This window comes from Methylobacterium sp. 190mf (assembly GCF_900107945.1).
Classification (GTDB): Bacteria; Pseudomonadota; Alphaproteobacteria; order Rhizobiales; family Beijerinckiaceae; genus Methylobacterium.
In genome coordinates this window covers 165,356-178,453 of the sequence record NZ_FNVI01000009.1, presented here as the reverse complement: position 1 = coordinate 178,453, position 13,098 = coordinate 165,356, and the positions used below count along the sequence as shown (strand labels likewise).

Below are 13,098 nucleotides of genomic sequence, written 5' to 3'. Positions count from 1 at the left end.
AACGCGGAGACAGGCCGGGCGGGCATTACTGCCGTCCCGCGGCCATTAGTGGATGTTAAGGTTGCTCAAGAGTTAAGGGCCGCGCGGGCCGGTGACGGCACCGCCTCCGTCGCGCGGTGATCAAGTTTCATTAACCTTAACGGCCTACATCACCCCGCAACTGCATCCATGACGGCGATGGTGATGAACCGGCGCGCTCTGCTCCTCGCACTCGGCTCGACTCTGGCGCTCGGCGGCTGCCTGCGGCCGAGCTTCCGCACCGACCAGCTCGATGCCACCGGCACCGGCTCGATCGCCGCGCGGTACACGCTGGCGGCGGGCGACAAGCTGCGGGTGATCGTGTTCGGCCAGGACAACCTGTCCAACATATACGCGGTCGACGGCGCGGGGCGCATCGCCATGCCGCTGATCGGGACCGTGCAGGTGGGCGGTCAGACGACCGCGCAGGCGGCCAAGGCGATCGAGGCCAAGCTGGCCTCCGGATACGTGCGCGAGCCGCACGTCACCGTGGAGGTGGACGCCTACCGACCGTTCTACATCCTCGGCGAAGTCACCACCTCCGGTCAGTACCCGTTCGTCAACGGCATGACCGTGGAGACGGCGGTGGCGATCGCGGCCGGTTTCGGCCCCCGGGCAGCGCGCGATTACGCCGTCCTGACCCGCGACGCCGGCGGCTCGCTGATCTCCGGGATCGTGCCGATGACCTACGCGGTCCGGCCGGGCGACACGATCGTCATCAAGGAACGCTTCTTCTGAGCGGCGCCGCGCCGGTCACTGCCCGCCCTGCCACGGGTTGATCACCCGCATGGCGGTCTTCTGCGCTGGGATCGGCGTCGCCACCTCGGGCATCGGCTGCCGGGCACGGGCCATCATCCGCCGCGCCTCCTGCGCGGGCACGGCGCCGACCGGCGTGAACAGCCCGGCCAGGACCTTCCGCGTGCCCCGGCTCACGAAGCGCGAGTTCTGGACCGGCTCGAAATCCCGGATCGCGTGGCGCTTGTCGGGATTCCCGGTGAACACCCGGGCGCCGGAATTCAGCACCACGATGTCGCCCGGCCGCAGCGTCTCGTCCTTGAGCAGCGCCGCCGTCGCGCCGCCCTTCATGTCGATGGGGGTCTGGCGCTCGCTGATCTCCCGCTCCTTGACGCGGATCTTGAGCGGGAGCGCCGCGTAGCGGGTCTGGAAGCGGCGGCGCGCCGCCCCGAGCCGCGGGGTCGCGTGGCGGCCGAAGGCGCGGCCGTCGAAGGCGGGGGCTGGGGTAGAAGCCGGCTGGGCCTGCTGCGGGGCCGGCCGGGCGCCGAACAGCATCTCGAGGAATCCGACCTCCGCGGCCTGGGCGCGCATCGCCGTCCCGGCGAGGAGACCGCCGGCCGCCATGACGGCCAGCAAGCTGCTCGTGCGAAGCCTCATAGCACCCTCCGGAAGCGACGCCCGACGCGAGCATCCGACCCTCAACCGCAAGGCGTACTGGAGGGTTCCGGATGATTTAGAGTCTGCTTAGGAATGCCCCGCGGCGACCCGCCGGCGCGGGATTCGACGTCCCCGCGGTCAGGAGCCCGGCGCGCCCGAGCGCGCAGGGACGCGGTCTAGCCCGGCGCCGATTGCTCGCCCTCGCCGATGCAGTCGAGGGCGCGCTCCACGGCGCTCACGGCATCCAAGAGGTGCTGGACGGTGCGCTCGACCTCAATCGCCGGACGCCCCATCGCGGCGGCGCGGGCGCTCACATCCTCGAGCTGCTCCAGCAGGGCGAGGAGATCACCGGCCACGGTCACAACTTCGCAGCGAGCGAGGCGGGTGACGGTCGGGCGCGGACGGAAGGGCAAGACGTTGCTCATCGCGGAGGGTTGTCGCCCGAAACGACCGGGATTCGCCAGGGGGAGGGGGCCGAACTCAACACGATTGGCCGGCCCTATCCGCCGCAATCCGGGTCTGTGGTGGATTTTCCGTGGCCGGCGCGCATCGGAGGCGGCAGAACGGATTTACATCTTGCGCGCGACCTTGACGGAGGCGCCTCCGCGCTGACCATGCCGCGAGACGTCCCGTGAGGGCCGCTCCGGCCGTGGCCGGTCGCGGGCCGGCCACGGCCCGCTTTCAGGATACGCGATGCGCTTGACCCTTCTCGCCCTCTCCGCGCTGACGCTCGGCGGCCTCTGCGCCTGCAGCACCAGCGACGGCCCGGATTCCCGCAGCGGCCTCGCCGAGACCTTCAACCTCGACAACTACCGGGCCTCGGGCAACACCAACGGCACCCAGACCCGCCGCGACGTGAACCGCGCCTACACCCAGCCGACGCTGCCGACGATCGGCAACCGCGGGATGTGAGGCGCGCGCGGCGCGTCACCGCTTGGTGAGTGCGTCCGCGAAGGTGGCGATCCGGTTGCGGGCGTAGACCGGCAGGCCGGCGCTGATCGAGTTGCCGGTGTTGAAGCTGGAATTGCCCATCAGCACCTGCGCGGGCAGCAGATTCTTGAGTACCGGCACGCGGGCGTACTCGGCCTTGCGGTCGAGGACGTCGCCCTTGATCGCCAGCGCCATATAGGTGGTGACCACCGTCTTGGTCGGGTCGTTCGGCATCGGCTGGAACACGGCCAGGAACTTGCCGAAGCGCAGGATCTGGTTGACCCAGAAGATCGTCTGCTCGAGGCCGCCGGTCACCGCGGTGTCGATCTTGGTCAGCGCCTTGAGACGGTCGCCCTGGTCCGGCCCGAGCACCCGCAGCTCGCTCTGGAACGAGACGAACTCGGCGATCTTCTTGGTCGAGCCTTCCTCGAGCTTGTTGGCGAGCTTCACGCCGAGCGGCAGCTTGCCCTCGAGGTCGTAGCGCGACTCGATGCAGGCGCCGGCGCCCTCGCACCACGGACGGTCGGGACGCTTGGCGAAGGCGGCGGCCGGGTCCTTGTTGGGCGTCACGTCGGCGACCGCCAGGGTGCGGTGCTTGATCGCCGGATCCATCTTCTGCACGAAGGCGAGGTTGGCGAAGGCCTGGAGGTCGATCGCCTCGGGCGGCCGTGAGACGACGAAGCGCCCCTCGGCGACGTAGACCTTCAGGGTCTCGTGCCGCGGCTTGGTCACGCCGTTCACCGTGACCGTGTAGTCCGGCTCCTTGTAGCCGGGATACGGGGCGAGCGCCGCCGCCTCGGCCGGCCGCGCCTTCAGCCAGTCGAGGTACGGGATCAGGCCGTTCTCCGGCGCCGATGGGTTGTCGCGATGGTCGGTGAACAGGATCTGGCCGGGCTTGATCGCGGCCGGATCGACGGCCGTGACCGAGGGCACCTCCTTGATCCGCTCGGGCCCCGGCGCCGGGGCGGTGTTGGCGGCGGGCGTCTGGGCGCGTGCCGGGAGGGCCGGGAGCGCGGCCGTGAGGGCGGCCGCCAGGGCCGCGGGAAGCTGCTGGCGCAACGGGATTCTCGTCTGTCGGGGAGGGCTGTCAGTAACCGGGGTCTTCGCCGAACAGGTAGTCGGGATCGCGGCGGCGCGGGCGGCGCGCGTCGTCGTCCCCGCCGAAGGGCGAGCGATTCGTCTGGCCCGGCCAGGGCTTGTAGGGATCCTGACCGTAGAGATCCACGTCGCCCTGCGCGCGGCGGCTGCGCGGCGCGGGACGCTCGCCGAACGGGTCGAGGAAGTCGGATCGCGGCCGCTCGCCGGTCATGTTGCCGTAGTAGTCGCCCGCGACGCTCGCGCCGTCGTCGCCGGCGAGGTCGCCGTCCTGCGCGTCGGGCCGCATGGCGTAGAGCGTCTCGCGCGGCACGAGGCGGTACTGAGTGTCCGCCATGCGCCCGTCGCCGCTGGTGCGGAAATGCTCGAGGAAGCCGCCGCCGGCGATCCGCACGCCGCTGCGCGGGTCGATCGGCAGGTCGGCGATGAACGGGCGCGCCTCGGGGGAGGGGCCCCGCAGCGGCGTCTTGGCGACACCGTTCGCCCAGGCCGCCTGCAGGATCGCCGAGGCGATCGGCACCGAGACGTGGCCGCCGGTCTGGCCGCGGCCGAGCGTCTTGCGGGTGCCGTCGGCGTTGTCGTAGCCGACCCAGACAACCACGCTGATCTCATTGGTCAGTCCGGCGAACCACGCGTCGTTCTCGTTCTCCGAGGTGCCGGTCTTGCCGGCCACGTAGGCCGAGACCTTCGCGAGCGCCGCGGCCGTGCCGTGCTGCGTCACGCCCTGCAGCATGGTCTTCAGCTGGTAGAAGGCCACGCGGTCCGCCGAGGCGATCCGCACCGGCTCCTTGGCGGCGTGCGTGTAGAGCGGCTTGCCGTCCCGCTCGACCGATTCGAGCGCGTAGGGCGCCGGGCGGGCGCCCTCGTTGGCCACCGCCGCGTAGAAGCCCGCGAGGTCGAGCATCCGCACCGGCTGCGCGCCGAGGACGAAGGGGTAGTAGGGCTCGCACTCGGCGTAGATCTGCGCCTCGAGGGCGATGTCGCAGACCCGCTTCAGGCTCGCCGGCGCCTTCGGGGCGATCCCGCCCTGGAGGAGCCGGGCGGTGACGAGGTTCTTGGAGAATTCCAGGCCGCGCCGCAGGGTCGTCGGCCCCGAGCCGCCGCCCTCGTAGTTCTTCGGCGACCAGGAATCGCCGGCCCCGCCGATCGGCGGCAGGGTCACGGCGGAATCCATCACCAGGGTGTTCGGCTGCAGGCCGGCGTTGAGCGCGGCGAGGTAGGTCAGCGGCTTCAGCGTCGAGCCGGGCTGGCGCACCGTCTGGGTGACCCGGTTGAGCTGGCTCAGCGGGTAGGAGAAGCCGCCGGCCATCGCGAGGATCCGGCCGGTCTGGTTCTCCAGCACCAGGGCCGCGCCCTGGACGGTCGGCCGGACCCGGAGCTGCGCGCGCGGGCCGCCCTTGCCGGCGCTGACCTTCACGCGGATCACGTCGTAGGGCTGCAGCTTGCCGCGGGCGATGCCGGGGTCGAGGGAGGCGGTGCGGCCATCGGCGAGGCCGACCTTCACGCCGCCGCGGCCGGTCTCCAGCACCACCGCCATCGGCCAGTGAACGTCGTAGAGGACCGGGCGGGCGCTCTCGAGCGCCAGCAGCCACGCCGGCTTCTTCTGCGGCACGGCCGCGACCCTCTCGCCGCGGCGCGGCTTCGCGGCCGGCCCGGCCTCCGGCCTGGCGTCGGATTTCGCGGCCTCCGGCCGCGCGCCGGTGACGGCGGGCGCGGCCGAGGCGGAGCCCTCCGGGGCCGGCGTCGCCGCCTGGATCCGCCGGACGCTGTCGACGAGGTTGAGTTCCGGCCCCGTGAAGGCCTGACGGCCGGTGCCGCGCTCGTAATTGGCGAGGCCGTCCTGCAGGGCGTCCTCGACGGCGCGCTGCAGTCCCGCGTTGATCGTCGAACGGACGGTCAGCGAGCCGGAGGTCAGCGAATCCACGCCCGCGAAGGTCCGGGCCTCGCGATTGAGGAAATCCACGACGTAGAAGCCGGAATCGCGCCGCGCGGTCTCGATCGGCTTCAGACCGAGATCGGACTTGATCGCCGCGCTCATCTCGGCCTCGGTGATCGTCCCCTCTTCCTTGAGGCGGGCGAGCACGTAGGCGCGCCGCTCCCGCGCGCGGTCGGGGTACTTGTCCGGGCTGTAGAAGTTCGGCCCCTTGGGCATGCCGGCGAGGAGCGCCGCTTCCGGCAGGGTCAGCTGCCCCACCGGCTTCCCGAAATAGCTCTGCGCGGCCATCTCGATACCGTAGGCGCCGCGGCCGAGATAGATGCCGTTGAGGTAGAGCCCCAGGATCTGCGGCTTCGTCAGGATGCGCTCCAGCCGCGACGCGACGATCATCTCGCGGATCTTGCGCTCGTAGGTGACGTCGTCGCCGACCGAGAGGTTCTTGACCACCTGCTGGGTGATGGTCGAGCCGCCCGCCGGCCGCCCCGGCGAGGCGAGGTTGGCGATGAAGGCGCGGATCACCCCGCGCTCGTCGATGCCGTGATGGGTCTCGAAGCGCTTGTCCTCGGCGGCGATGAAGGCCTTCTGGACGAGGTTCGGGACCGCCGTGATCGGCACCACGATGCGGCGGCCGTTCGGCTCCGACGCCTCGGCGAAGGGCTTGCCGGCGCCGTCGAGGATCCGGGTCATCCCCGGCAGGGCCTTGTCGCGCAGGGCCTCGGCGCTGGGCAGATCCTTGGTGGCGTTGTCGTAGAACTCGATCACCGCCTTCGCGTCGAAGGGCGAGTTCGCGGGGTTCTCGCCCTTGCAGAACTGCTTGTAGCTCGTGTTCAGCTCGGTCAGGTCGAGACCGTGCAGGATCTTCGGCGCGGCCGGACCGGCGACCGTGGACGGATCCTCCATCGCGGTGGTGATCAACTCGTCGAGATTGATGTCCTCGATGTCGAAGGCCTTGCGCATGTGGGCGCAGCCGTCGCGCAGCAGGCGCACCACCTCCGGGCCGTCCGTCGCGGGATCGAACTGCGTCCGGACCGCGTCCGGCCGTGTCGTGACCTGGCTGAGCGTCAGGGCGGTCGCGAACAGCTTGATCAGGATGGCGTTCATACGGGCCGGATTCGGGGGACGCGACGGGGCGAGCGCGGACCTTTCGGAAGCGCGCCTGAACAGGGCGTGCACAACGCGGCTGATTTAAGGAGACGCCGCACGGCAACGCTTTGGCCGGCTCCCACGTTCGTGAGGCGCGACGATGCCGGGGGGCCCATGATCAACGACCTGTGGTATAAGAACGCGATCATCTACTGCTTGTCCGTCGGCACGTTCATGGACGCCAACGGCGACGGCATCGGCGACTTCGCCGGGCTTGAACGCCGGCTGGACTACATCCAGGGCCTGGGCGCCACCGCGGTCTGGCTGATGCCGTTCCAGCCCTCGCCCAAGAAGGACGGCGGCTACGACATCGCCGACTATTACGGCGTCGATCCGGATTACGGCTCGCTCGGGGACTTCGTCGCCTTCACGCACGCCGCCAAGCAGCGGGGCCTGCGTGTCCTCATCGACCTCGTCGTCAACCACACCTCGGACCAGCACCCGTGGTTCCAGTCGGCCCGGTCCGACCCCAAATCGCCCTACCGCGACTGGTACGTCTGGTCGAAGGAGCGCCCCGCGAGCGCTGACGAGGGCATGGTCTTCCCGGGCGTGCAAGAGACGACCTGGACCTACGACACGAAGGCCAAGGCCTGGTACTTCCACCGCTTCTTCAACTTCCAGCCCGATCTCAACACCGCCAATCCGGAGGTGCTGGCCGAGATCCTGAAGATCATGGGCTTCTGGATACAGCTCGGCGTCTCCGGCTTCCGCATGGACGCGGTGCCGTTCGTCATCGCCGAGAAGGGCGCCGATGTCGGCGGCAAGCCCCGCGAGCAGTTCGAGATGCTGCGCGACCTGCGCGAGTTCCTGCAGTGGCGCCAGGGCGACGCGATCATCCTGGCCGAGGCCAACATCCTGCCGAAGCAGGACCTCGACTATTTCGGCGACGACGCCGACCGCATGCACATGATGTTCAACTTCCAGGTCAATCAGGCGACCTTCTACGCCCTGGCGGCCCACGATGCGCGGCCCCTCGTCAAGGCGATCGAGCGGACGAAGCCGCGCCCGCTCTCCTGCCAGTGGGGCATCTTCCTGCGGAACCACGACGAGCTCGATCTGGGACGCCTCACCGACAAGCAGCGCCAGAGCGTGTTCGACGCCTTCGGACCCGAGAAGGGGATGCAGCTCTACGACCGCGGCATCCGCCGCCGCTTCGCGCCGATGCTGGCCGGCGATCCCCGCCGGATCCGCCTCGCCTACTCGCTGATGTTCACCCTCCCCGGAACGCCGGTGCTGCGCTACGGCGACGAGATCGGCATGGGCGACGAGCTGGCTCTGCCGGAGCGCGACTGCGCCCGCACGCCGATGCAGTGGACGAGCGAGCACCAGGGCGGCTTCTCGACGGCCCGGCGCACCGTCCTGCCCCTGATCGACCACGGCCCCTACGGCTACGCGCACGTGAACGTCGCCGACCAGCGCCACGAGGAGGGCTCGCTGCTCAACTGGATGCAGAGCATGATCCGGCAGCGCAAAGAGGCGCCGGAGATCGGCTGGGGCGACGTCGTTGCGATGGAGACCGGGCGCCCGTCGGTCCTGGCGCTGCGCTACGCGTGGCGCGGCAATGCCATCCTGTGCGTCCACAACCTGGCGCCGGAGCCCGTGGAGGTCGCGATGGCGTCGGGATCCGAGTATCGCGAGCACGACATCCTCGTCGACCTGCTCACCGGCGCCCGCAGCGAAGTGAAGGACGACGGCCGCCACTGCCTGTTCCTGGAGGGATACGGCTACCACTGGTTCCGCGTCGGCGGGCTCGACGCGCTGCTGAAGCGGCGGCCGACGTGAGGAATACCGGGGCCCGGCTCGCCCTCGGCCGGCCGACACGGTAGGACAGGCCGGAGCGAGGTGGGACATGGCCCGGACGAAGCATCATCCCCCGGACGCGACGATCGCGGACGTCCTGCCGGATCTCGCCGACGGCGAGGCCTACCTGCGCCAGGTCCTGAGCACCATGCGGATGTGCCAGAAGCATCACGGCGACGCCTGGGTGCGGATCGGCGTGACCGGCCGTTCCCCGACGCCGTCCTACCGGATCGACCGGCCGGACGAGACGGCGCCCGGCGACGGTGCCGTCGAGGCGGGCAGAGCCCTGTTCGGCGCCTATGGCGGGCGGTCCCACGACCGGTTCACCCAGGTCAACGCCGCGGAGACCCGCTGGAGCTCGCGGTCGCTCGGCATGGCCGAGATGCTGGCGCTTCACGACAGCCTGCGCCGCCCCAGGGGCGACGCGGCCTGAGCGTGCCGCGCAGGGTGCCGCGCAGGGTGCCGCCCACCGGCGTTCTACGCTAAACTGGGGCGGAGGGCGTCCGGAGCGGCGCCACCAACACGCGGGACGACATGCCAGGTACGCCACGCGCCGGGATCATCCCGGTCACGCCCTTCCAGCAGAATTGCACCCTGATCTGGGATGACGCCACCAAGGTCGGCGCCGTCGTCGATCCCGGCGGCGACCTCGACCGTATCGAGGCGGCGATCCGCGAGCAGGGCGTCACCGTCGAGAAGATCCTGCTGACCCACGGGCACGTCGACCACGCCGCCGGCGCCGACGAGCTGCGCGAGCGCCTCGGCGTGCCGATCGAGGGCCCGCATCAGGCCGACAAGTTCCTGCTCGATTCCCTGCCCGAGACGGCGGCCAATTACGGCCTCGGCGCCGCCCGGCCCGTCACGCCTGACCGGTGGCTCGACGAGGGCGACGCCGTGACGGTCGGCGGGCTCGGCTTCGACATCCTCCACTGCCCCGGCCACTCGCCCGGCAGCGTCGTGTTCGTGAGCCGGGACGCGCGCTTCGCCCTCGTCGGCGACGTGGTGTTCAAGGGCTCGGTCGGCCGCACCGACCTGCCCGGCGGCAACCACGAGCAGCTCATCCGCGCCATCAAGGACAAGGTCCTGCCGCTGGGCGACGACGTCGCCTTCATCCCCGGCCACGGACCGACCAGCACTCTCGGCGCGGAGCGCGTGTCCAACCCCTTCCTGCAGGATTGACGCGCATGGACAGGCGCCGCATCGGCCGCTCCGACCTGACGGTCGCGCCGTTCTGCCTCGGCGGCAACGTCTTCGGCTGGACGGCCGACGAGGCCGCGTCCTTCGCGATCCTCGACCGGTTCGTGGAGAGCGGCTTCGACTTCATCGACACCGCCGACGTCTACTCGCGCTGGGCCCCGGGCCACGTCGGCGGGGAATCCGAGACGGTGATCGGCAAGTGGCTCGCGGCCCGACCGGGCGCGCGTGACCGGATCGTCCTGGCGACCAAGGTCGGCATGGACCTGGGCGAGGCCGGCCAGGGCCTCTCGGCAGCCCATATCGAGCGGGCCTGCGAGGCCTCGCTGCGGCGCCTCGGGGTCGACCGGATCGACCTGTACCAGTCGCATCTCGACGACGCGGCGGTGCCCCTCGAGGAGACCCTGAGGGCGCACGAGCGCCTGATCGCGGCCGGCAAGGTCCGGGCGATCGGCGCCTCGAACTACACCGCGGCCCGGCTCGCGGAGGCGCTGGCGGTCTCGGCCTCCGCGGACCTGCCGCGCTACGAGTGCTTGCAGCCCGATTACAGCCTCGCCCAGCGCGGCTACGAGGCCGAGCTTGAGCCGCTCTGCCGGGCCGAGCAGATCGGCGTGATCGGCTACTTCTCCCTGGCGGCCGGCTTCCTGACCGGCAAGTACCGAAGTGCCGACGACGCGGCGGGACGCCCGCGGGAGAACCGGGTCGCCAAGTACCTGAACCCCCGCGGCCTCGCGCTGCTCGACGTCCTCGATTCGGTCGCGCAGGCCCACGGCGCGAGTCCGGCCCAGGTCGCGCTCGCCTGGATCATCGCCCGCCCCGGCATCACCGCGCCCATCGCGAGCGCGACCTCCGTGGCGCAGCTCGACGAGCTGCTCGGCGCCGTCCGGCTGACGCTCGCACCCGGGGCGATCGACCGCCTGGATGCGGCGAGCGCGGGCGGCATCGAGGGCTAACGCAGCGTTAAGCGACGGGCGTCACAAAAGCGACGGGACGGGCCCGCCGCGGACCCGTAAAATCGTGCAATCTCAACGCGGAACCCCTATATCAGGCGGACCAAGCGAGAGTTCAGGCGCGGGCGCCCGAGGGCGCATCTGCCACCGACGCGATCAGGCCCGCCTGCCGAGGAAGTTCATGGCCGACACCCCCCAGACCGAGCCCGCCGATTACGGCGCGGAATCCATCCGCGTGCTGAAGGGCCTCGACGCCGTCCGCAAGCGGCCCGGCATGTATATCGGCGACACCGACGACGGCTCCGGCCTCCACCACATGGTGTACGAGGTCGTGGACAACGCCATCGACGAGGCCCTGGCCGGCCACGCCGACCTCGTCACCGTGACGCTCAACGCCGACGGTTCCTGCACGGTCTCCGACAATGGGCGCGGCATCCCGGTGGACATCCACAAGGAGGAGGGCGTCTCGGCGGCCGAGGTCATCATGACCCAGCTGCATGCCGGCGGTAAGTTCGACCAGAACTCCTACAAGGTCTCCGGCGGCCTGCACGGCGTGGGCGTCTCGGTGGTGAACGCCCTGTCGTCGTGGCTGCGCCTGCGCATCTGGCGCAACGACAAGGAGCACGCGATGGAGTTCCGCCACGGCGACGCCGTGGCACCCCTGGAGATCATCGGGCCCGGGAACGGAAGGCGCGGCACGGAAGTCACCTTCCTGCCGTCGACCGACACCTTCACGATGATCGAGTTCGACTACGGCACGCTGGAGAAGCGCCTGCGCGAGCTCGCCTTCCTCAATTCCGGCGTCCGCATCGTCCTGACCGATGCCCGCCACGCCGAGAAGAAGCGCGAGGAGCTGTACTACGAGGGCGGCATCGAGGCCTTCGTCCGGTATCTCGACCGCTCCCGCAAGCCGATCGACGGGATGACGAGTCCCGTCGTCGTCAGCTCCGAGCGCGATGGAATTCGCGTCGAGGTCGCGTTCTGGTGGAACGACTCGTTCAACGAGACGGTCCTGCCCTTCACCAACAACATCCCGCAGCGCGACGGCGGCACGCACATGGCCGGCTTCCGGGCGGCCCTGACCCGGCAGGTCACCGGCTACGCCGAGTCGTCGGGCATCGCCAAGAAGGAGAAGGTCTCGCTCACCGGCGAGGATTGCCGCGAGGGGCTCACCGCGGTCATCTCGGTGCAGGTGCCGGACCCCAAATTCTCGTCGCAGACCAAGGACAAGCTCGTCTCGTCCGAGGTGCGCCCGGCCGTGGAGAACGTGCTCAACGAGGGCCTGTCCACGTGGCTCGAGGAGAATCCGAGCCAGGCGCGGTCGGTGATGGGCAAGGTGGTGCTGGCGGCCTCCGCCCGCGAGGCCGCCCGCAAGGCGCGCGAGACCGTGACCCGCAAGGGCGCGCTCGACATCGCCTCGCTGCCCGGCAAGCTCGCCGACTGCCAGGAGCGCGACCCGACCAAGTGCGAGATCCTGCTGGTGGAGGGCGATTCCGCCGGCGGCTCGGCCAAGCAGGGCCGCGACCGGACCTTCCAGGCCGTGCTGCCCCTGCGCGGCAAGATCCTCAACGTCGAGCGCGTGCGCGCGGACCGGATGCTGTCCTCCGCGGAGATCGGCACCCTGATCACGGCGCTGGGCGCCGGGATCGGGCGCTCCTCCACGGACCGGGAGGGCTTCAACCCGGAGAAGTTGCGCTACCACCGCATCATCATCATGACCGACGCGGACGTGGACGGCTCGCACATCCGCACTCTGCTGCTCACCTTCTTCTTCCGGCAGATGCCGGAGCTGATCGAGCGCGGCCACCTCTACATCGCGCAGCCGCCGCTCTACAAAGCCGAGCGCGGGCGCCGGGCGATCTACCTGAAGGACGAGCGCGCCCTCGAGGATTACCTGATCGACCAGGGCACCGACGGCGCAATCCTGCGACTCTCCACCGGCGCGGAATTCGCCGGGGCGCAGCTCAAGAGCCTCGTCGAGGAGGCCCGGACGTTCCGGAGCATCCTGCAGGGCCTGCACACGCGCTACGACCGCTCCGTGGTCGAGCAGGCGGTGCTGGCCGGCGCCTTCGATGCCGAGGCGGCGTCGCGGGCGGGTGAGGCCGAGGTCCTGGCCGACATGACCGCCCGCCGGCTCGACGCGATCGCCGACGAGATCGAGCGGGGCTGGCAGGGCGAGTCGTTCGAGGGCGGCTATCGCCTCAGCCGGACGCTCCGGGGCGTTCGCCAGGTCTCGACCCTCGACGCCGGCCTGATCACCTCGCAGGAGGCCCGGCGCCTCTCCGAGCGGGCCGATGCCTTCCGGGAGATCTACGGCGAGCCGGCCACGCTGATGCGGAAGTCCGACGAGACGGTTCTGCACGGGCCCGTAGCGCTCTTCGAGGCCGTGATGGCCTTCGGCCGCAAGGGCCTTCAGCTCCAGCGGTACAAGGGCCTCGGCGAGATGACCGCCCAGCAGCTCTGGGAGACCACGCTCGACCGCGACGTCCGCTCACTGCTGCAGGTCAAGGTCAAGGACGTCACCGATGCCGACGACCTGTTCGTGAAGCTGATGGGCGACGTGGTCGAGCCCCGGCGCGAGTTCATCCAGGAGAACGCGCTGAGCGTCGCGAACCTGGACGTGTGACGCATACCGCTGCG

11 protein-coding genes are annotated in these 13,098 nt (G+C 70.4%); 7 read left to right on the top strand and 4 right to left on the bottom strand.

Going from position 1 to position 13,098, the window contains the following annotated elements; genetic code table 11:
- Positions 1-177 precede the first annotated feature (177 nt).
- Positions 178-756 carry a polysaccharide biosynthesis/export family protein gene (locus tag C4T42_RS13135; protein WP_020091671.1) on the top strand — a complete coding sequence of 193 codons (579 nt, stop codon included), beginning with the start codon at positions 178-180 and terminating at the stop codon, positions 754-756.
- A gap of 15 nt (positions 757-771) precedes the next feature.
- On the opposite strand, the gene C4T42_RS13130 is transcribed toward C4T42_RS13135, so the two are convergent.
- Entirely contained in the window at positions 772-1,410 is a 639-nt protein-coding gene (locus C4T42_RS13130; RefSeq protein WP_026604712.1) for a hypothetical protein, read from the bottom strand.
- 176 nt (positions 1,411-1,586) lie between these two features.
- Complete coding sequence (locus tag C4T42_RS13125) at positions 1,587-1,835, bottom strand: hypothetical protein (protein ID WP_012317333.1); 249 nt, start codon at positions 1,833-1,835, stop codon at positions 1,587-1,589.
- Between the two features lie 268 nt (positions 1,836-2,103).
- On the opposite strand from C4T42_RS13125, the gene C4T42_RS13120 reads away from it, so the two are divergent.
- Positions 2,104-2,322 carry a hypothetical protein gene (locus tag C4T42_RS13120; protein WP_020091673.1) on the top strand — a complete coding sequence of 73 codons (219 nt, stop codon included), beginning with the start codon at positions 2,104-2,106 and terminating at the stop codon, positions 2,320-2,322.
- 15 nt (positions 2,323-2,337) lie between these two features.
- On the opposite strand, the gene C4T42_RS13115 is transcribed toward C4T42_RS13120, so the two are convergent.
- Positions 2,338-3,399 (bottom strand): hypothetical protein, encoded by a 1,062-nt coding sequence (locus C4T42_RS13115; protein ID WP_020091674.1) that lies wholly within the window; start codon positions 3,397-3,399, stop codon positions 2,338-2,340.
- 28 nt (positions 3,400-3,427) lie between these two features.
- Entirely contained in the window at positions 3,428-6,472 is a 3,045-nt protein-coding gene (locus C4T42_RS13110; protein WP_020091675.1) for a transglycosylase domain-containing protein, read from the bottom strand.
- A gap of 156 nt (positions 6,473-6,628) precedes the next feature.
- Between C4T42_RS13110 and C4T42_RS13105 the strand changes: the two genes are divergently transcribed.
- From C4T42_RS13105 to gyrB, 5 genes are all read left to right on the top strand, one after another.
- Positions 6,629-8,296: an alpha-amylase family protein gene (locus tag C4T42_RS13105; RefSeq protein WP_103985202.1), complete on the top strand. Its 1,668-nt coding sequence runs from the start codon at positions 6,629-6,631 to the stop codon at positions 8,294-8,296.
- 67 nt (positions 8,297-8,363) lie between these two features.
- Positions 8,364-8,747: a hypothetical protein gene (locus C4T42_RS13100; protein ID WP_020091677.1), complete on the top strand. Its 384-nt coding sequence runs from the start codon at positions 8,364-8,366 to the stop codon at positions 8,745-8,747.
- A 101-nt stretch (positions 8,748-8,848) separates the two neighbouring features.
- A complete protein-coding gene (locus C4T42_RS13095; RefSeq protein ID WP_020091678.1) occupies positions 8,849-9,493 on the top strand; it encodes an MBL fold metallo-hydrolase in 645 nt (214 codons plus the stop codon).
- A 5-nt stretch (positions 9,494-9,498) separates the two neighbouring features.
- Positions 9,499-10,461 carry an aldo/keto reductase gene (locus C4T42_RS13090; RefSeq protein ID WP_020091679.1) on the top strand — a complete coding sequence of 321 codons (963 nt, stop codon included), beginning with the start codon at positions 9,499-9,501 and terminating at the stop codon, positions 10,459-10,461.
- Between the two features lie 178 nt (positions 10,462-10,639).
- Positions 10,640-13,084 carry a DNA topoisomerase (ATP-hydrolyzing) subunit B gene (gene gyrB, locus C4T42_RS13085; RefSeq protein WP_020091680.1) on the top strand — a complete coding sequence of 815 codons (2,445 nt, stop codon included), beginning with the start codon at positions 10,640-10,642 and terminating at the stop codon, positions 13,082-13,084.
- Positions 13,085-13,098: the final 14 nt, after the last annotated feature.